Source organism: Marinomonas alcarazii, from assembly GCF_003208215.1.
Classification (GTDB): Bacteria; Pseudomonadota; Gammaproteobacteria; order Pseudomonadales; family Marinomonadaceae; genus Marinomonas; species Marinomonas alcarazii.
Window position 1 is genome coordinate 222,240 of record NZ_QKLW01000004.1, and the last position, 20,814, is coordinate 243,053.

Annotated in this window: 19 protein-coding genes; all 19 read left to right on the plus strand. The window is 42.9% G+C overall.

Annotated elements, in window-relative coordinates:
* Positions 1-10: 10 nt before the first annotated feature.
* The gene (locus DFP75_RS10885; RefSeq protein ID WP_110575515.1) at positions 11-1,873 is read left to right on the plus strand and encodes a hypothetical protein; all 1,863 of its coding nucleotides are present in this window, start codon (positions 11-13) and stop codon (positions 1,871-1,873) included.
* Positions 1,874-1,888: 15 nt separating this feature from the next.
* Positions 1,889-3,781, plus strand: coding sequence for a hypothetical protein (locus tag DFP75_RS10890; protein WP_110575517.1), 1,893 nt, complete (start codon positions 1,889-1,891; stop codon positions 3,779-3,781).
* A 30-nt stretch (positions 3,782-3,811) separates the two neighbouring features.
* Complete coding sequence (locus DFP75_RS10895) at positions 3,812-4,114, plus strand: STAS domain-containing protein (RefSeq protein WP_110575518.1); 303 nt, start codon at positions 3,812-3,814, stop codon at positions 4,112-4,114.
* A 6-nt stretch (positions 4,115-4,120) separates the two neighbouring features.
* Positions 4,121-5,830, plus strand: a complete 1,710-nt coding sequence (locus tag DFP75_RS10900; protein WP_110575521.1) for a fused response regulator/phosphatase — start codon at positions 4,121-4,123, stop codon at positions 5,828-5,830.
* Between the two features lie 45 nt (positions 5,831-5,875).
* Entirely contained in the window at positions 5,876-7,531 is a 1,656-nt protein-coding gene (locus DFP75_RS10905; protein WP_110575523.1) for a flagellar hook-length control protein FliK, read from the plus strand.
* Between the two features lie 116 nt (positions 7,532-7,647).
* Entirely contained in the window at positions 7,648-8,148 is a 501-nt protein-coding gene (locus tag DFP75_RS10910; RefSeq protein WP_110575525.1) for a flagellar basal body-associated FliL family protein, read from the plus strand.
* A 4-nt stretch (positions 8,149-8,152) separates the two neighbouring features.
* Positions 8,153-9,127, plus strand: coding sequence for a flagellar motor switch protein FliM (fliM, locus tag DFP75_RS10915; RefSeq protein WP_110575528.1), 975 nt, complete (start codon positions 8,153-8,155; stop codon positions 9,125-9,127).
* 1 nt (position 9,128) lies between these two features.
* Complete coding sequence (gene fliN / locus DFP75_RS10920) at positions 9,129-9,590, plus strand: flagellar motor switch protein FliN (RefSeq protein WP_110575529.1); 462 nt, start codon at positions 9,129-9,131, stop codon at positions 9,588-9,590.
* A 6-nt stretch (positions 9,591-9,596) separates the two neighbouring features.
* Positions 9,597-10,016, plus strand: a complete 420-nt coding sequence (gene fliO / locus DFP75_RS10925; protein ID WP_245927038.1) for a flagellar biosynthetic protein FliO — start codon at positions 9,597-9,599, stop codon at positions 10,014-10,016.
* Positions 10,013-10,750: a flagellar type III secretion system pore protein FliP gene (gene fliP / locus DFP75_RS10930; protein ID WP_110575531.1), complete on the plus strand. Its 738-nt coding sequence runs from the start codon at positions 10,013-10,015 to the stop codon at positions 10,748-10,750. Before fliO ends, fliP begins: the two co-directional genes overlap by 4 nt.
* Positions 10,751-10,752: 2 nt before the next feature.
* Positions 10,753-11,022, plus strand: a complete 270-nt coding sequence (fliQ, locus tag DFP75_RS10935) for a flagellar biosynthesis protein FliQ (RefSeq protein ID WP_110575533.1) — start codon at positions 10,753-10,755, stop codon at positions 11,020-11,022.
* Positions 11,022-11,804: a flagellar biosynthetic protein FliR gene (gene fliR / locus DFP75_RS10940; protein ID WP_110575535.1), complete on the plus strand. Its 783-nt coding sequence runs from the start codon at positions 11,022-11,024 to the stop codon at positions 11,802-11,804. The genes fliQ and fliR overlap by 1 nt, the downstream gene beginning before the upstream one ends.
* On the plus strand, positions 11,797-12,933 hold the full coding sequence (flhB, locus tag DFP75_RS10945; RefSeq protein ID WP_110575537.1) for a flagellar biosynthesis protein FlhB: 1,137 nt from the start codon (positions 11,797-11,799) through the stop codon (positions 12,931-12,933). The genes fliR and flhB overlap by 8 nt, the downstream gene beginning before the upstream one ends.
* A gap of 37 nt (positions 12,934-12,970) precedes the next feature.
* Complete coding sequence (flhA, locus tag DFP75_RS10950) at positions 12,971-15,088, plus strand: flagellar biosynthesis protein FlhA (protein WP_110575540.1); 2,118 nt, start codon at positions 12,971-12,973, stop codon at positions 15,086-15,088.
* A 102-nt stretch (positions 15,089-15,190) separates the two neighbouring features.
* The gene (gene flhF / locus DFP75_RS10955) at positions 15,191-16,483 is read left to right on the plus strand and encodes a flagellar biosynthesis GTPase FlhF (protein ID WP_110575542.1); all 1,293 of its coding nucleotides are present in this window, start codon (positions 15,191-15,193) and stop codon (positions 16,481-16,483) included.
* A 97-nt stretch (positions 16,484-16,580) separates the two neighbouring features.
* Entirely contained in the window at positions 16,581-17,318 is a 738-nt protein-coding gene (locus DFP75_RS10960; protein WP_110575544.1) for an RNA polymerase sigma factor FliA, read from the plus strand.
* Positions 17,319-17,372: 54 nt separating this feature from the next.
* On the plus strand, positions 17,373-17,753 hold the full coding sequence (locus DFP75_RS10965) for a chemotaxis response regulator CheY (RefSeq protein WP_012071097.1): 381 nt from the start codon (positions 17,373-17,375) through the stop codon (positions 17,751-17,753).
* A gap of 9 nt (positions 17,754-17,762) precedes the next feature.
* Positions 17,763-18,551, plus strand: coding sequence for a protein phosphatase CheZ (locus DFP75_RS10970; RefSeq protein ID WP_110575546.1), 789 nt, complete (start codon positions 17,763-17,765; stop codon positions 18,549-18,551).
* Between the two features lie 12 nt (positions 18,552-18,563).
* A complete protein-coding gene (locus DFP75_RS10975; RefSeq protein WP_110575548.1) occupies positions 18,564-20,795 on the plus strand; it encodes a chemotaxis protein CheA in 2,232 nt (743 codons plus the stop codon).
* Positions 20,796-20,814: the final 19 nt, after the last annotated feature.

Consider the following 20,814-nt stretch of genomic DNA (forward strand, 5'->3'; position numbering starts at 1 on the left):
AAGGTGAAATATGGCAGGACTGGATAACGGAGTAACCAATTTGTCTTTGCCTATTGCTCAAATAGAAAGTGCACTGCATGAATATGCCTACTCACCCGCAGATGGCATAGCGCAGCTTCAACAATCATTACTTTCAATTAAAAATCTTTTTAAATCATCTTTTCCTTCCCCTTTGTGCAATCAGCGTTTATTAGACATTTTGTCGGCTGTTGATATGCTCTTGGCGCAGGGTGCGCCTTATGACAGGGAATATCATCTTGCTTTTTTGTCCGCTACCGATGCGATTATTCAAGTAATTATTGCTAGTCAGATTGATGCAGAACGAGTAAATCAACTGGAAGCTCTGTTGTCGGCTGAAAGGTCTTGTTGGCAAGTGGTTTTATCTTTTTCTGAGCAATCATACGATGAGCCATCCTACAAAAACTTTGAAGCAAGCCTGGATGGAAATACGAATTCGTTGATAAGTATTGATACCTATCTTAAAGGGCTTTCTCGTGTGGGAAAGGTGTCATTTCAGTTAGATTCGTTTAAAAACTCTGTGGTGATGGGGCGATTTTCTCTGGTGAGTGTGCAATCACTGAGTTGGCTTCAGGATCAATTTCCTGACTTGCACTGGAAAGTACTCCCCAAAAACAGCAAAGAAACATTGCGAGAGCTCTGTGAGTTGAGTTTTTTACCCTTATTTCAAAATACGGCGATGCCACGCGATTTGCGTTATCGCTTGTTAGATAGGTTTGATGTGCATGTTAAGGCTGGGTTCTATAAAGGGTTTAGTGACTGTTTTCGTACTGATGTACCTTTACTGAATTCAGCAAACCGTCTTGTGCCTATGGCTGAGCATGTTGTGCCGATTCAGGTGGAGGAAGGTCGTGATTACCTACCTGTTCGTCATGGAGGCTCTGTTTACCTTGCTACTCTTGAAAGTGGCCAGCTATCTTATTTGTCCTGCCTAGGGCGCGATTATCTAGCCTATACTTTGTATGAGATAGAGTCGAGTTTCGGGACTGTTGTATTTGATCGAGCGGAATGCTTAGGCAAGTTTCTTGTGACTGAAGAAAGCATGCACAAGATGGGTGAGCGCTGGATGTTTTCGATGGAAAATCGACTAGAAGCAGAAGTGGTATTCGACATGCCCTTATTTTCCAAAGTCGATGCTTTTTGTCTGTTGCCCTCTAGTATTCGCGAGGTTTTAGTTGTGCAACAGGGAGGGCGCTATTTTGCGATTCCTTATCTTTTTATCCGTGAGATTGAAGCGGTAGCGTCTCAAATGCCATCACCCCGCTTATGGGTTAAGAATGTTTGGTTGAGTTCGCTTAATGAGCCGCTATTAGAGCCTTGGTTGTTGAATGCTGAGGGCTTACCAGTAATTTCTAGCTGGCAATCGTCTAAGAGAGAAGCTTTACCAACTAAGAACGGTTATTATTCTGGAAGCGTTTGTGGCAGGATGTGTTGGGTAGAGGCGAGTTTAGTGATGGCCTTGCTGCCTTACCAACCATCTAAAACGGTTACAAGTAAGGTGGGAAGCCGTTTAGAGTTTGGTGCTTTCGTTGTGCACGACGGCCGCTGTTATGACCGTGTGATATCTGAATTACCCTTTGATCTTGGCGGGGCGTTTTCTTCAGATGATCCCGCATTTACCGTTGTCTTAGAATGGATGGGGGCGTCAGTAGTTTTGTCTCTGTCTGGATGTGATTGGAGTTCAGCTGTGCCTGAGGCCGACTATATTCAGGATTTTGTTGCACTAGATAATGCATTTAATAGTCAGCGTGAGAATACGAGTTTTTCTTATGCTGATCACGGTGACATTCTTATTACTAAGAAGAATTTCGTATCCTTTGTTGCTGGCGTTTGGCCATCTTTATTATTAGCTTGAAAGTGATTATTGCCTATGAATACACCACATTCACCATTTGGCGCTCCAAGAAAAGAGCTCATTAATAGACTTCAAAAAGGCGTTGCGGCTTTATTGTTTATGCTCTTGCTCGTATTTAGTGGGGTGTATGTTGCCATTAGCATGAGTTTAGAGCAGCAGCGGCAAGAGCAGGCAAAGTTGAATGAGCTGTTAGTGCTGACGCAGAGTGCAAAGGAACACTGGTTACAGTGGCTGTTGCTTGGTAAGGGGGATGATGGTGATATCGCTCGTTCAGCCATGGAGACGGATGACTTTTCGCAAACGCTACAAAGAGAGTATGGCTTGATTGAAAGTCGGTTGCCAAATTTTCCGCTTCTAGCGGATGAGAATGTATCTGACTCTTTAATAATGCTGGATGCCATGATTCAGAAAGAACCAGAGCAGAGGTTGTTGACAGAGTCAGAGCGAATGGCGGCTTATGCTTCGTTTGATCAGTTAAAAGCTATTAATGAGAAATTGCAGCAGACTAGAGTCAGTCTTGATTATAAACATCAACTGTTTGCTGATCGTTTAATGATGGGATGCATTGCTGCTTTTATCCTATTGATGGCCATTTTGCTTATTTTGAGTGTGCGATTTGCCACGCAGTTGCGCACTGGCTTTTCTAGTTTGCAGGCCGTGTTGGATCACTATAAGCATAGTCATGCGCATGTGTTACCACCTCGAAATGTGGTGGATGAGCTAACAGACATTGGCCACATTATTGATAATGAATTGGCATCCCGTGATTTTGATATTCGCCAATCTCAGGAGTCGCTTGAGTTGGTCGAGAAGGCTTTAGGAAAAGTCGATGAGGCCTTTTTTATCACGAATCATGAAGGCGATGTGAGTTGGTTAAGTGCTGGTGCTGGGCACCTTTGGTATAGAAATACCGCCTTGTTTGAGTCTTTGTTTGGCATTGATCCGGGGCTTGATGATCCTATCGGAGAGCGTATAGCGGATTCGATACTCCTTTGCGAGGACAGTGTAGTTTTAAATTTATCAGATGGCATGTACGAGCTAAAAGTAGAGCGCCTTGCTCCTGATAGTGAGGAAGAAGCGTCTCGTTTACAGTGTTTCATTTCTATAAAAGCCAAATCAGAGATGGCTGAACTTGAAGTGCTACATCATAGCTTGAAGCTAATGTCTCATGATGTTTGGGATGCGCCTATACGCCCATTAAGAGCTTCTTCTCCTTACGCTTCCTTTGCTAAATCTTTAGAGCTTACTCGTCAAAATGTCATTTCGGTGTTTGATGTCCTTAACTCTCTCTCATTACAAACAAAACCGGTAGAAAAAGTTACTAAACTACAACAAATAGCATCCCTAATTGACGAGAAAACCAATCACAATAAAGCATCTGGTAATGATGTTGCGTTAGTCGATGATTCGCTTGGTGACGTGTTTCAAGGTGAACTAAACGATGTTGTTTGGTTGTCTGAGCAAATAAGAGATTCATTGATATTAGGCTACGAATTGGTTTTGCAGCGCTTAGCACTGGTTGAAAAGGATTTGTCTTCAGATGTGTTTTTATTAGGTGATGTAGAGCGATGGCTTAATGAAGTGAGAGCTGGTGTATTAACCAGTCTGGCGGCGACCGAGGGTGAGAGTGAAGGAGTGCGTCACCGTTTCGCTGTTGATTTGCAGCATGACATTAGTAATGTCCAGAAACAGATACAAGAGATGAAATCAATGACGTCATCTACCTTGTCTTTGCTAGAGTCCGATAGAAGTGTCGGGGTCGCTAGGCTTGATAAGGCCAGAGTGTCTGTTAATGAAGTGTTGGAACGGCTCCATAGTATGATAGAGAGAGCCTCCATAAGTATTTCGTCGGTTGCAGATGACGATAATTCTGCTGAAGAATCTAATAGTGAGTGGGAGGCTAAATAAAGCTTTTCACTCATCCTCTAGGAGTAGGCTGTGGTTGAAAGCTTTTTTAATAAAAAATCAGGGTGTTTAACAATCCGAATAGAAGGACGCTTTGATTACAGCTGTCATAAAACGTTTAAAGAAGCTTTTATGAATACTGTGGGTGTGACTTCTTGTGATGTGGATTTATCTCGAGTGACTTATCTTGATAGTTCGGCTTTGGGTATGTTGTTGTTGCTAAGGGACTATACTGGAGGCGATAAAGCGAATATCCGATTGATACACGCAAATGATGCGGCTATTGACATTCTTAAAATTGCTAACTTTCATCGGCTGTTTGTTATTACTGAGTAGTTTTATATGGAACAAGTTTTAACCATATTGATTGCGGACGATAATCCGTCTGATCGCATTTTATTGAAGGCTATTTTAAGCCAACTCGGGCACAAGGTTGTCGTTGCGATTGATGGTCAAGATGCTATTGATAAATTTGACCCTAAAGCTATTCAACTTGTCTGTTTAGATATAAAAATGCCATTAAAAAATGGTTGGGAAACCGCTTCTGAAATCCAACAGATTGCTGGAGATGTGTTTGTTCCTATTGTTTTTCTTTCTGGGATTTCTGATCCTATTGCTTTATCTAAATGCCTACGTATAGGCGGCATTGATTTCATCTCTAAACCTTATAGTCCTGCTCTTATTACGGCGAAATTAAATGCCATAGTGAAGCTGCTTGTTATGCAGAAAACGTTGGAAGAGCAGCGTGATGCAATGAGCTTATACAATGAACAACTGCTGCACGATCAAGAAGTCGCAAAAGTTGTATATGAAAATATAACGCATTCCAATTGTTTGGAAGATCCCGCCCTCTCTACTATTCATTATGGAACCCATACCTTTAATGGGGACGTTATTTTGGCCGCCTATAAGCCAAATGGTGGGATGCATTTATTATTGGGGGATTTTACAGGGCATGGTCTTTCAGCCGCTATCGGCGCCCTTCCATTGGCCGATATCTTTTTTGATTGGACCAAAAAAGGCTTTTTGATGCGTCAAATCATTCCTGAGATTAATGCTCGTCTAAAGGGTATTTTGCCAGCCAATATGTTCTGCAGTGCAGTGTTTATCGATGTTAAAGTGAACAACAATAGTATTGAAGTGTGGAATGGGGGCTTACCAGATTTATTGTTCTTTTCAGAGTCATCAGAACAACCTATGCGTTTCGCGTCTAAAAATTTACCATTGGGTGTGCTTTCGCCCGAGGCTTTTGAGTGTCAAATTGACCCTATGAACTTTGCGCCTGGTGATAGGTTGATGGCCTTTTCAGACGGTGTTTATGAAGCTTTGGGGTTATCTGGTGAGATGTTTTGTCATTCAGTACTCAACCCTCTATATCGAGGGGAAATTGAAGCAGATAAGGCGACAGATTGGTTGGTTGAGCAGCTGAAAAACGAAGGGGTTTTAGAAAATCCTCATGATGATATTTCGTGTTTGAATATTCGTTTAGATACAAACATTGGAATTGATTCTTTGGAACGAGATGTGCCAAAAAGGCACCATGAAGCGCCAGCCAATTTCTCCTTTGAATATGTTTTATACGCTGACTCGCTTCGCAATACAGATCCACTCCCATACGTTTTGCAAATACTGACGACAGTGCCGGGGTTAAGTAGCTTTTCTAGTCAGATTTTTATGATTCTGTCTGAATTATATTCGAACGCACTGGAACACGGTGTGTTGCAGCTGGATTCAGCGAAGAAAAACTCTAGCGAAGGTTTTTCTCAGTATTACGATGAGCGGGAACGACGTTTAAGTAACTTGGTTGATGGCTACGTAAAGATTTCCATCAAAGTCACTTCTGATAATAATCAGCGTGTGCTTGTTTTGTATGTTGAAGACAGTGGATCCGGGTTTGATTATCAGAAGGTGAATTACGATATATCGAACACAGAGTTGCTTTATAACCGAGGCTTAGCATTGCTGGATCAGCTGTGTTCCAAATTAGAATTTTCTAAGGGTGGTAGTGCAGTGACAGCGCATTATCATTGGCAAGTTGGTTTAACTAACTAGGTTGGCCTTTCTATTGCATAGTCCTCTATACTATCGGAGGAAATTATGCGCACAGACTCAAATTCGGTATTGTCTTTATCTTCAAATATACCACCTAAAAAGCCTATTTCGACTAAGGCGCCTTCTAAGAGCGGCGATGCTTTTGCGAACGACTTTAATAGAGCAAAAAGTACTCTTGCTTCTGATAAGGCTTCCTCGCGTGGTGATTCTTCTGCATCTACACAGTCGCCAGCAGCTGAAACAAAGGCTTCTAGTGCTGACAAAGTAGCGACAACGAAAGAGCCAAAGAATGATTCAACACCAATAGGTGACCGTTCTTCTGATGGGAAGAGTGGCCTTACTGATCAAACTGTCTCCTCCAAAAATAACGACATCAAAGCCGATGGCAGCGGCAAAAAGTTGCAGGGTGAAGGTGAAGTCGCTCCTGCTCAAGGGGCTTCTGGTGCTGTTTCCGCTGATGCAGAAGTGCCTGTTTCAACATTACCGGCTACTAACAGTTTAAATTCAGAGTCTGAACTGGTTAGTCCTGTGAATTCGGATGCTGAGTTGGTTGCTGCAGAAGCTGAGTCCGTAAAAAATTCTGATAGTGGTGAGGTGGTCGCGACTGGCGTGTTGTCTCAAAAGACACCAGACATGAAAAATGAGTCGATTGCTAAGACCGCAAATGCATCTAGTACTGCTACTGTCAGCGGTGAAAACCTTGCTGGAGTAGCGGGGCTAAAGTCCGTTGTGGCTGGTGGCGATGGTTTGACTTCTAAATCTGGTTTGGTTGAATCTTCCGGAGAGGGCGTTGAGACAGACTTGGAGGGTGAAGAAAGCTCTTTGTCTTGGGTTTTATCTCAAATGGCGAATCCTGTTACTAAAGCCGCTTCAGGTTCTGCGACTGGAGAGTCTGGAGTGGATTCGTCTAAAGTTCTTAGTGGCGCTGCAGCTGTCGCTGGAACGGTTGGCAATAAAGAAGCTCGTTCAGGAGCGGTTCCTACTGCTTTGTTAGGGGCTGGAGCGGCTACTGCATTAGATGGCGATAGCGTTGAGCTTAGTGATGCTTTGCTAACGGATGATGGTGTACTGCTAAACGAGCCGATTGAATTGCGTAAAAAAGAACAGGAGGCCATGATAGGTCGAATGTCAGCGCAAATCGATGGCAATTTTGCTGATGATAATTCATCTGGAGGTTTAAATAGTTCGTTGCACAATAACAATGTAAACCGAGCGGCTGTTGTTGCAGCGAATGCGTCTGCTATGGCGCCTCAAAATAATTTGACCATGAGTGTGCCACCTGGTCATCCTGGTTGGGCCAATGAGATGACTCAAAAAGTGGCTTGGATTGCTCGTGATGGAGGTCATACCGCGCACATCCGTTTGGACCCACCGGAGCTTGGAAGTTTAACGGTAAAAGTCTCTGTGGACAGTGATTCGAATACTCAGATTAGTTTTATTGCCGCAACGCCTCAAGCAAGAGATTTGCTAGAAGGCCAGATGGGTCGCTTGAGAGATATGCTTGCTCAGCAAGGAATGGATTTGAGTCGTGCTGATGTGGATGTTTCCCAGCAAGACACTTCTGGCGCGCAAGATAGGGCAGGTGAGCGAGGCAATGGCTCTTCGCAAGGGTTGCTGGCTAGCAATGATGAGCTTGAGGAAGAGTTGGATTCAAGCAATTTATCGTATGTTTCAGCGTCAGGTGTTGATTACTACGCTTAAACTTTCAAGAAATTGATGGTGCTATGTTTGATTCTTTGTAGAATAGGGAATTGTTCATGCATAAGAGCGTGATAAACGTTCTGTAAAAGAATTTGATACACCTAAGGTTTATGAGTATGGCTGAAGAAGACGGTTTGGATATTGGTGAAGAAGCAGGGAAGTCTGGTGGTAAGAAAAAACTTATTATCATTATTGCTCTTCTTCTAGTGTTGGTTGGTGGTGGTGCAGCTGCGTATTTTTTCTTATTTAGTGGCTCTGATGAGTCTACAGAGTCTACTGAGGAAGCATTAGCAAATGAGCCTTCAACTTACTTAGCATTAGATCCCGCTTTCACGGTGGATTTCATGGTCGATGGCAGGCAGCGTTATGTGCAGCTTAATATGTCTGTGAAGTCTAAAAATGTCGAACAGATTAATGCCCTAACCCTACACATGCCTTTGATTCGAAACAGTTTGGTGCTGCTTTTTTCAAGCCAATCGTTTGATGAGTTACAAACCGCTGAAGGGAAAATGGCATTAAAAAATGCAGCCCTTGATGCAATCAATGGCATTCTTGAGCAGGAAACTGGTCAAGGGGGAATTGATGCTGTGTTATTTACTAACTTTGTGATGCAATAAAATTATGTCAGCTCAAGATCTGTTATCACAGGACGAAATCGATGCTCTTTTACATGGCGCTGATGAAAAGCCTGCAGAAGAGGATAACCGAGACGCCAATGGCGTTGCGTCGTATGACATCACCAGTCAAGAGCGTATTGTGCGTGGGCGTATGCCCACCTTGGAAATGATTAACGAACGATTTGCTCGTTATACGCGAATTAGTTTGTTTAACATGCTTCGCCGAACCGCCGATGTTTCATCTGGTGGTCTTCAGGTAATGAAGTTTGGTGAATACGTTCATACCCTTTATGTTCCCACTAGTTTGAATTTGGTAAAGTTTCGCCCTTTAAGAAGTACAGCGCTTTTTATTCTTGATGCTAAACTGGTTTTTAAGTTAGTAGACAATTTTTTTGGTGGCGATGGTCGACATGCAAAAATAGAAGGTCGAGAATTTACTCCAACAGAAATTCGAATCGTTCAGTTAATGTTAGAGCAGGTGTTTGTTGACTTAACCGAAGCGTGGGCTCCTGTATTGAAGCTTGAACTAGAGTACATTAGTTCAGAAGTAAACCCTGCAATGGCGAATATCGTTAGTCCTAGCGAAGTTGTGGTGGTATCCACTTTCCATATTGAGCTGGATGGCGGTGGTGGTGAGCTTCATATCACGTTACCTTATTCTATGATCGAGCCCGTAAGAGAGTTGCTTGACGCTGGTGTACAGAGTGACGTTGATGAAAAAGATGACCGTTGGGGCAAATCTCTTGAACAAGATGTTAAAGATATTGATGTTAAGTTGTCGGTAAATGTGGCCAATAGAAAAATATCTTTAGGTGACGTCTTAAAGTTTAAAGCGGGTGACATTATTCCGATAGAAATGCCTGAATTTGTAACTGTTCGTGCGAATGGTGTACCTACATTTAAAGGCAAGTTAGGGGTGAGTAACGAACGCTATTCAGTACAAATGGAAGAAAGTTTTAAAACGAAGGTGACGAAATAACATGGCAGAAGAACAAAATCCAGACGCAGCAGGAATGGATGAAGATTTAGCTGATGAATGGGCAGCTGCAATGTCTGAAGCTGGTGAATCAGAAGATAGCGAAGGTATCGAAGACGAATGGGCGGCAGCAATGTCAGAGCAAAAAGTTGAGCCTGTTAAGTTAGAAACACTTTCGAATCCTGCTGTTCCTAGTGGTGGTGTTGGGTCTGATCTTGATCTAATTATGGATATTCCGGTTGTCCTCTCTATGGAATTGGGTAACACGGAAATAGCGATCCGCAATTTGATGCAACTAACACAAGGTTCGGTTGTGGAACTTGATCGTTTTGCTGGTGAGCCTCTCGATGTGTTGGTTAATGGCACATTGATTGCGCATGGCGAAGTGGTGGTAGTTAACGACAAATACGGTATTCGTTTGACCGATGTTGTTAGTCCGAGCGAGCGTATTAGACGACTTAAGTAGTATATATTGAGCTTTTTTTCTTTTGACCGTGTTTCTATCGCCATACTTTGTATGGCGTCTCCGTATTTGTGCGCCGCTGGTGCGCAAGATATGTCTGTGACTTCATCCATTTGGAAAGTTGTTCTTTCTCTTATCTTTGTTATCGCTTTTATACCTGCATGCCTTTGGCTAATGAAACGTTTTCAATTTGCTCAAATGAAGCTTGGGAAATCTGATATCAAAATTATTAGTGCTCAGTCCCTTGGCGCCAAAGAAAAGCTCATGTTGGTTGAAGTGGAGGGTGAGCGCTTGTTAATTGGGGTGACGCCTCAGACTATTAGTCATTTACGAAGTTTTCCACCAAAAGCAACATCATTTGCTTCTGTGATGGAAGAAGTTGATCGAGAAAACACGGCAGCGAAAAAAGATGATGGAGATGCGACATGATGCGTCTTGCTCTGCTTTTGTTGCTGATATCGCCAGGAATGTCTTGGGCTGAAGTTGGATTGCCCGCGGTGAAAGTGGTCACCAACCCTGATGGCAGTCAAGATTATTCGGTGTCGTTACAAATTCTCTTTATCATGACTGCGCTGACCTTGTTGCCAGCGGCTTTAATGATGATGACAGCGTTTACACGGATTATTGTTGTCTTAGCGATTCTGCGTCAGGCGATTGGTTTGCAGCAAACACCATCGAATCAAATTATGATTGGTATGGCGTTGTTTTTAACGTTATTTATCATGACACCGACATTGGATCGAGTGAATGAGGTTGCTTTACAGCCTTATTTAAATGAGGAGATGACATCGGTTCAAGCCGTTGAGGCTGCGTCCGTTCCTGTGCGGGACTTTATGCTTGCTCAAACTAGAGAAGATGATATTGCTCTTTTTGTTAAGTTAGCGGGTAGAGAGGGGACGATCGAGTCGATGGAAACCTTGCCTTTCACTATCTTGATGCCTGCATTTGTTACCAGTGAATTGAAAACCGCCTTTCAAATTGGTTTTATGATCTTCATTCCCTTTTTGATCGTTGATATGGTGGTGGCCAGTGTCTTGATGGCAATGGGTATGATGATGCTCTCTCCTATCATTATTTCCTTACCATTCAAAATCATGCTTTTTGTGATGGTTGATGGTTGGTCTATGATTATGGGGACTTTGGCGGCGAGTTTCGGGATTTAGCTATGGACCCTCAGGTAGTTTTAGATCTATATGGACAAGGTTTTTATTTGATTGTCTTGATTGTTGGGGTCGTCATGATGCCGAGCTTATTAGTCGGCTTGATTGTGAGTGTGTTTCAAGCCGCAACGCAAATAAACGAGCAAACTTTATCTTTCTTGCCTAGGTTAATAGTGACTATTTTAGTAATTATGCAACTAGGGCCGTGGATTTTGACTAAGCTTATGGACTTCACGACAAACTTGTTTATTAATATTCCTATGATAATAGGCTGATGTTAGAGCTTAATCCTGATCAGTTACTTAACCTGACTATTAGCTTTCTTTTGCCTTTTTTTCGTATCGGTGCTTTTTTTATGGCGTTGCCTTTGTTTGGCAGTCGTCTGGTAAATACACGCGTACGTATTGCGTTTTCTTTTCTTATCGCTGTCATTGTAACGCCAGTTATAAATATCCCTGCTTATGACCCTATTTCTCCTGCTTATATTGTTTTAATTGCCGAGCAGCTGGTGGTCGGTTTTGTATTGGGCTTTGTTGTTACTATCTTGTTTCAGTTATTTTCTTTGGCAGGTCAGCTTGCTGCTATGAAAGCGGGTTTGGGTTTTGCTATGTCTAATGACCCAGCGAATGGTATTTCTGTCGCGACGCTTGGTCAGTATTATTTGTCTATGGTTGCGCTTGCTTTTTTAGGCACAAATGGCCATCTTGTGATGATAGAGTATTTGGCTGAGAGTTTTAATTATTGGCCGATTGGTAGTGGTTTTGATAGTCAGCGCTATTGGCAAGTTGTTTCTTTGGGTGGGTGGATGTTTGAAAAAGCACTGCTTATTGTCTTGCCGTTGGCGGTTGCTGTTTTGGTCATTAACTTATCGTTTGGTGTGGTTGCTAAAGCGTCGCCTCAATTGAATATATTTGCGCTTGGCTTTCCTATTATTATGTTGTTTTCGCTGTTCTTCTTCTGGATCATGCTGGATGATTTCTTAAATATATATTTGCTTTTCTTTGGCGAGTTAATCGATTGGCTAAAGGTGACTTGGGGGGTTCATTTACATGGCTGAAAATGAAGACGGTAGCGAAAAAACCGAAAGTGCCAGTAGTAAAAAACTTCAGGATGCGCGTAATAAAGGTAATATTCCCAGGTCTAAAGACCTTAGTGCTGCACTATTGCTAATTGTTGCTGCCGCGACGATTTACGGGACAGGCACGCTTCTTGTTCGAGATCTGGCGGTGTTGTTCGATTTTAATTTTTTGCTTGAAAGGGCGGACGCATTCGATCTGAGTCGTATGATTTTTCATCTGTATGATTCGGTTGTGACTATGATGGACTCAATGGTACTGCTAATGTCTGTGCTTGCTGTTGCGGGGATTGTTGGCAGCATAGCGTTGGGGGGATTGAACTTCGCTTGGGAGCCATTAACGCCGAAATTGAGCAAAATGAACCCTATAGCAGGGCTTAAAAAAATGTTTTCGGTGCAGTCTTTGGTGGAGTTGCTTAAGTCGATTGCCAAGGTCACGCTGGTGGGCGTTGTTGCCACCATAGTACTAAATTATTTTTTGCCGGAAACTTTGGGGCTGACTTTTCAGTCTATTGAATTATCTATTTCACATGGGATAGATATTGTTATTTGGTCTTTTATTTTTGTTACGCTCGCTTTGGCGCTGATTGCTGCTATTGATGTGCCGTTCCAAGTTTGGTCGCATAAAGAAAAATTGAAAATGACTAAGCAGGAAGTGAAAGACGAATTTAAGCAGCAAGAAGGTGATCCTATGGTACGAGGTCGCATTCGTCAGTTGCAGCGCCAGGCTGCGATGAATCGAATGATGTCTGACGTGCCCGATGCGGATGTTATTATAACGAACCCGACGCATTTTTCGGTCGCGTTGAAATACGATCAAGCGAGTGGTGCGGCTCCTGTTCTTCTTGCAAAAGGTGGCGATTTTATTGCATTGAAAATCCGAGAAGTCGGCAATCACTATGATATCCCTGTGATACAATCACCCGCTCTGGCAAGGGCGGTGTATCATCATACTGAAATTGGTGAGGAAATACCGCAGGGGTTATTTAAAGTGGTGGCGCAATTGCTGGCTTACGTGTATCAATTGCGTAATGCTCGTATGGGGGCACCGCAGCCAGAAGCTATGCCAAACTTAGATGTGCCTGATGAATTTCAGTGGGACGGTAGTTAATTATGTTTTGTGTATTTTCCTCCAATAAGGGTGCCGTGTGAATTTTGACCGCGCTCGATTTACTGGACAGGTTCAAGGTATTTTTAGTGGGAATCTAGGGATTCCTATTTTGTTGTTGTCGCTTTTAGCGATGATGATTCTTCCTATCCCCGCGTTTTTACTCGACGTTCTTTTTACCTTCAATATTGCCTTAGCGATTGTGGTGCTTTTGGTCGCTATTTATTCCATGCGACCATTGGATTTTGCTGTGTTTCCAACGGTGCTACTGGTATCTACTTTGATGCGACTGGCGCTTAATGTTGCGTCCACGCGTGTGGTTTTGCTGAATGGTCATGAAGGTGGTGATGCCGCTGGTAAGGTTATCCAAGCCTTTGGTGAAGTGGTGATTGGCGGTAACTACGTCGTTGGTTTTGTTGTGTTCGCCATCTTAATGATTATTAACTTCGCAGTAGTGACAAAGGGTGCTGGGCGTATTTCTGAAGTGAGTGCTCGTTTTACCTTGGACGCGATGCCTGGTAAGCAGATGGCCATCGACGCAGACTTGAATGCGGGCATGATCGATGCTGACCAAGCTAAGCAGCGTAGGATGGAAATTGCTTCTGAAGCAGAGTTCTACGGTTCTATGGATGGTGCTTCAAAGTTCGTTAAAGGTGATGCGATTGCCGGTTTGTTGATTCTTGGGATCAATATCATTGGTGGCTTATCTATTGGTATGGCACAGCATGACCTTTCTTTTGCGCAAGCGATTGAAAGCTATTCGTTATTAACCATTGGTGATGGTCTTGTGGCTCAGCTGCCTTCTTTGATGTTGTCTACTGCAGCGGCCATCATGGTGACCCGAGTAAATGAAACTGGCGATATGGGCTCGCAAGTAGTTCGCCAGATGTTTGGGTCTTCAAAGGCGCTGTATGTCGCCGCGGGCGTGATGACTATTATGGGGATTGTGCCTGGCATGCCTCATTTTTCTTTCCTATCGTTAGCCGCTTGTTTGGGTGGGTTGGCGTACTTTTTAGAGTACCGTAAGAAGCAAAAGTTAAATCAAGGAACCAAAAGTGCGACCAAAACGCCAGCAGAAGGCTCCGCCCCTGCTGAGGTGAGAGATTTGAGTTGGGACGATGTCGCTCCTGTAGATATGCTGGGCTTAGAAGTTGGCTATCGTTTAATTCCTCTGGTTGATAAAACGCAGGGTGGCGAATTGTTGGCTAGAATAAAAGGTGTGCGCCGTAAGTTGTCCCAAGATTTGGGATTCTTGGTGCCTAGTGTTCATATTCGAGATAATTTGGATTTGATGCCAAATGCTTACAGGGTCACCCTGATGGGGGTGAGTTTAGCTGAGGCGGAAGTGCATCCAGATAAAGATTTGGCGATCGATCCGGGCCAAGTTTTTGGTTCTATTGATGGTATCGCAGGCAAAGATCCGTCATTTGGTTTAGATGCTGTTTGGATTGATCCAAAGAAAAGAGATCAGGCGCAGACGTATGGTTATACGGTAGTGGATGTAAGTACCGTCGTGGCGACTCATATTAACCAGATTATGCATAAACACGCGTATGAATTAATTGGTCACGATGAGGTTCAGCAGTTATTGAGTTTGTTGAAACAGTACAACCCTAAATTAGCGGAAGAGTTAGTTCCAAATACGGTGCCATTAAGTGTGTTGCTGAAAGTGTTGCAGAATTTATTAATAGAGGGTGTGCCTCTAAGAGATATGCGCACTATTGCTGAGTCGATAATGGGGGTACAGCCTAAAACGCAAGATCCTATGATATTAACGGCGGCCGTGAGGACATCGTTGTCCCGATTAATTATTCAAACATTGGCGGATGGAGTTGAAGAGATTCCTGTATTGACCTTAGAGCCGCAGTTAGAAAAAATGTTAATGCAGACGGTTCAACAAAGCCAACAGTCTGGAATTAAAAATGAAGAAGCTTTGATTCTAGAGCCGCAAATGGCAGAACAATTGCAGACTTCTTTGAGACAGTCGGCAGAGCAACAAGAAGCAATGGGTAATACACCTATTTTGATCGTATCTGCACCGATTCGCCCTATGTTAGCGCGTTTTATGCGCTATGGTATGGTGAATATGTCTGTACTCTCTTATCAAGAAGTTCCAGATCATAAACGTATTACTGTCGTGGGGGTTATTGGTCAATAGTAATTGCCAGTTTTCTGTAAAATATTGTATCTATATTTATCGGAATCTTTCGGGTAAGCTATGGATTTGTAAGAAAAATAAACTGTAAGGATTAAGGTATTCATGCAAATTAGGCGGTTTCGAGCACCAGACATGCGCCAAGCGATACGGAAAGTTCGTGACGCCGTAGGTCCTGATGCGGTTATCTTGTCAAATCAACGTCTGCCAACAGGCGAGATAGAAATTGTTGCCGCTCTAGATTACGATGGATCTTTGCCTTCTAGCATGTCGTCTAAACGTTCGAGCTCAAGCTCTTCGCGCCCTGACACTTCGGTCGATCCTAGTGCGAATTATTTAGAACGCATAGAACGAGCCAAGCAACAAACCACGCCACCTCAGAATGACGCACCTTCCTATACTTCACCGCGTCAAAACTCTCAGATTGAAATGCCGCCACTGCCTGAAGATAAGGAAGATCCAGTTGTTGAAGAGGCTTTATCTGTTAAAAATAGTGATAATGCTAAGCAATTGCAGGACATGGAGCGCGAACTGAAAAGTGTTCGGGCTATGCTGGAGCAGCATCAGCAAAATGACAACCGTAGCTCTGCCAAAGAATCTTCTGTTGAGACTCGAGCCCGCGAAAAGTTAAAAGGGTTAGGGTTGTCTGAGTTTGTTGTGTCTAGACTGATGGATGATATAGATCTAAAAGGCCGTGAGGATGACTGGAATAGGTTATTGGCACATTTGGCTGACTATATACCTATTCGCTCAGGCTCTAATGAATTACGCGGCTGTATTGCCTTTATGGGCCCTACTGGTGTTGGTAAAACAACCACAATCGGTAAAATTGCTGCCCAGCACGTATTGAAACATGGCTCTGAAGGTGTTGTATTAATTACAACAGACACCTATCGAATTGCTGCTCATGAACAACTGAGAACGTTTGGGCGTATTTTAAATGTTCCCGTTGAAGTTGTTAATGAGTATTCAGATTTAAATGAAGTGTTAGCAAAATACGCGCATTACTCTTTGGTATTGGTTGATACGGCAGGTATGAATCCAAGAGATTCTAATCTTGAGCGCCAATTGTTAATGATGAAACGAGCAAGGGCCAGCCTTAAGAAGTTATTAGTATTGCCTTGCACAAGCCAAAGACAAGTTCTGAAAACCGTGACTGAAATATATTCACAGGTGCAGCTTGATGGGTGTGTTTTAAGTAAGCTTGACGAATCAGCTTCACTTGGTGAAGCGATTAGTGTAGTTATTGAAGAAGGTCTTCCTGTTGTTTATATCGCAGATGGACAAAGAATACCTGATGATATCGAACCTGCTCGTGCTCATAACCTGATTAGTAGAGCTGTTTATACAGCAGAACACTACAGTCAGCTTTATGGGTCACTAAAGTATGGTAGTTAGTAAAATTATGTTATTACTGAAAGCGTTGCGCCAAACTATGTAGTACAGTTAGTTAGCGCAACTAACTTAAATGGTAAAGGTTGCTTAGACTATTTTTATGCAGACCAAAAACGGATATAACACATACTCCAAAAAAGCAACGCTCTCAATTGATGCGATTGTTGAACAATACGGGTATTTAGTGAAAAAAATTGCTTATCACCTATTGGCGAGATTGCCTGATAGTGTGGATATAGACGATTTGATTCAAGCTGGCATGATGGGGCTAATTGAGGCGTATAAACGCTTTGAGTCTACGAAAGGTGCCAGCTTTGAAACTTATGCGGGAATCCGTATTCGCGGTTCTATAATGGATGAGGTGCGAAAAACAGATTGGGCGCCTCGTTCAGTAAGACGAAATGGTAGAGCAGTTGCTAACGCCATAAAAGAATTGGAAGCGACCCTGGGACGAGAAGCTTCAGATATGGAAGTAGCAGCGCATATGAATATAGGGATGGATGAATATCATGAAATGATTCATTCATCTATGTCTACTCAGTTGTTTAGCTATGAAGAAATGCTAGACTCTGATACAAATAATCTAGATAGCGTTGAATCCGAAGTTGAAAATGCACCATATTCTTTAGTTGAAGAAGGCGGATTTCAAAATCAATTGGCAATAGAAATTGATAACCTACCGGAAAGAGAAAAGTTAGTTTTGTCACTTTATTATAATGAAGAACTTAACTTGAAAGAAATTGGTGCAGTGTTAGGCGTAAGTGAATCAAGGGTTAGTCAAATTCATAGTCAAGCGGCTATGAGATTGAAAGCTAGATTAAGCGATTGGCGAGATTAATTATGAGTTGTGTAATATTACCTTTAGGGTGTGGAGGTTGCATTGGATAAAAACATGAAGATCCTAATTGTTGATGATTTCTCGACAATGAGACGAATCATTAAAAACCTACTACGGGATTTAGGGTTTACCAATACAGTCGAAGCTGATGATGGGACGACTGCGTTACCCATACTTCAAGCCGGTACGATTGATTTTCTCGTTACCGATTGGAATATGCCAGGTATGACAGGGATCGAATTACTTCGTGCCGTGCGTGCAGATGAAAAATTGAAAAGCATTCCTGTTCTTATGGTAACGGCAGAGGCGAAACGTGACCAAATTATTGCTGCAGCTCAGGCTGGGGTGAATGGTTATGTTGTTAAGCCGTTTACTGCGGTGGCTCTCAAAGAAAAAATTGAGAAAATATTCGAACGAATAGATGCTGCGAAATAGGAAATGTAGATGTCAAAGATATTGGGATCTGGACTAGGGGATTTTGAAAATCTAGTTAAAGACGGCGCAGTTGAGCTTTTAAATTACATTGAAGTCGGTGACTTTAGTGGTGCAATTAAAAAGATTCAAGAGCTGAGCGAAGCCCGTCATAATAGTTTCTATAACGAAGTGGGTTTTTTAACTCGAAGTTTGCATGATGCTATTCGTGATTTTCAGGTTGATTCAATGGACCTTGTTGTTGGTGAGGGCGGGAGCGAGTCTGTTACCAAAATTACTGATGCCTCGGATCGATTGAATTATGTTATCGAAACGACTAGTGCAGCTGCTAATAAAACCATGGATATGGTTGATAGTAGTGTTCCTGTCGCTAGCGAACTACAAAGCCAGGCGAGAGAGCTACGCAAAGACTGGAGTCGTTTGATTCAGCGAGATTTAACACCGCAAGAATTTAGAGACTTATACAAACGTATTGATGTCTTCTTATCGTATGCGGACGATAGTGCCACTACCTTGCATTCAAACCTCAACACAATTCTTCTAGAGCAAGGTTATCAAGACCTAACAGGTCAAGTTATCGCTAGAGTGAATGATTTAATTCGTGATGTAGAAGAAAAACTTGTGCATCTCGTTGCTGTTGCTGGACGCGTTGATAGTATCTCCGGAATTGAACACAAAGAGAAAGAGTCTGAACACGATGACACTCGTGGACATGGCCCAGCTATTAATAAACAAAACAACCCTGAAGTACTGAATAGTCAAGACGAAGTAGACGACTTGCTATCAAGTCTTGGTTTCTAGAAGGAGCTGAGGATGAGTTTCGAGGTCGATGAAGAGATACTACAAGATTTCTTGGTAGAAGCTGGTGAGATTCTTGAGCAGCTTTCCGAGCAATTAGTAGATTTAGAGCAAAATCCTGACGACAAGCAACTGCTTAACGCTATTTTCCGTGGTTTTCATACGGTAAAAGGTGGTGCTGGATTTTTACAATTAAATGCCTTAGTTGGTTGTTGCCATTATGCTGAGAACGTTTTTGATATTTTAAGAAACGGTCAGCGTAAAATAGATTCTGACTTGATGGACATTGTTTTGCAGGCGCTTGACGCTGTAAACGAAATGTTCGAGGTGGTTCGTTCTGGTGGTGAGCCAGAGCCTGCTTCACCAGAGCTGATTGCAGCGCTGGCTGTATATGCAAAACCGCCTACTGCAGAAGAGCTTGCTGCTCAGGACGACGACGCTGAAGAAGCTGAAGAAATTGTTGAGGACGAGGATGAGGTGGTAGAGGAGCCTGCGAAGGAAGAGCCTGCTGCAACGAACGAACCCGAAGATATTTCTGACGATGAATTTGAGTCTTTGCTTGATGCGCTTGGTGATGCTCCTGAAAAGACAGCAGATACTGCTAAAGCATCTGAATCCGATGCGAAAACAGATGATGAAATTACCGAAGATGAATTTGATGCCTTATTGGATCAGCTACACGGTAATAGCGCACCAGGAATTGATGATACGCAGAAAAGTGAAGCGGCAGCGCCTTCAGATTCCGATGAGATAACGGAAGATGAATTCGAAGCCTTATTAGATCAGCTTCACGGTGATGGCGCGCCATCTAAAAAAGATGAAAAAGTCGCCAGTGATTCAGCACCTGCTGACAATGAGTCAGACCTCATTACAGAAGATGAGTTTGAGTCTTTATTAGATACTTTGCAGAGCAAAGAGAAGTCTAAAAAAGAAGATAAACCGGCAGCTGAAGCAAAACCAAAGGCGACCTCAGAGCCAAAAGCGGCGCCTGCTAAGCCTAAAGTTGCACCAAAAGCAGCGGCTAAACCCGCTGAAGAGCCAGAGCATGTAAAAGAGAAAGTTGCTAATTCTCCTGTTACCCAAGAGGCCACGGTTCGTGTTGATACCAAGCGATTAGACGACATAATGAATATGGTCGGTGAGTTGGTGTTGGTTCGAAATCGACTTGTACGACTCGGCTTGCAAAGTGATGACGAGTCTATGGGGAAAGCGGTTTCTAATTTGGACGTGGTAACCGGTGACTTGCAAAATGCGGTCATGAAAACCCGAATGCAGCCCATTAAGAAGGTATTCGGTAAGTTCCCTCGAGTTGTTCGAGATTTGGCTCGTAACTTGAAAAAAGAAGTGAATTTAGAGCTTCGAGGCGAAGAAACAGATTTAGACAAAAACTTAGTTGAAGCCCTTGCTGATCCACTTGTTCACTTGGTTCGAAACTCAGTTGACCATGGTGTTGAAGCGCCAGATGTTCGTGAAGCGAAAGGTAAGCCAAGAGTTGGACATGTTGTTCTTTCTGCTGAGCAGGAAGGGGATCATATTCTACTGTCTATCGAAGATGATGGTGCCGGTATGGATCCTGATGTTCTTCGTCGTAAGGCGGTCGAAAAAGGCTTAATGGATGCTGATGCGGCTGAGCGTTTATCTGATGAAGAGGCGTTCAATTTAATCTTTGCACCAGGCTTCTCAACGAAAGTTGAGATTACCGATGTATCTGGTCGTGGCGTGGGAATGGACGTTGTTAAAACGAAAATTTCTCAGCTTAACGGTACGTTGCAGATTAAATCCGTATTGGGACAAGGTTCTCGATTTATCATTAAGGTGCCATTAACGTTAGCGATTATGCCGACTCTAATGGTGACATTGTCTGATCAGGCTTTTGCTTTCCCGCTGGTTAGTGTTAATGAGATTTTCCATCTTAACCTGAAAAAAACCAACGTCGTTGATGGTCAACAAGTTGTTGTTATTAGAGGGAAGACGCTACCAATCTTCCATCTTAAGAGCTGGCTGATCAAAAATAACGGCAGTGCAGAACTTCCATCCGAAGCTCATGTGGTTGTTGTGCAAGTTGGGATGAGTGAAGTCGGGTTTGTTGTTGATCAGTTGGTTGGCCAAGAAGAAGTGGTTATAAAACCATTAGGTAAAATGTTGCAAGGAACTGCCGGCATGGCTGGTGCAACAATAACTGGTGATGGTCGTATTGCATTGATTCTGGATGTACCTAGTATGCTTAAGTGTTACGCATCTAGGTAGTAAGTTACTCATTTAGGAG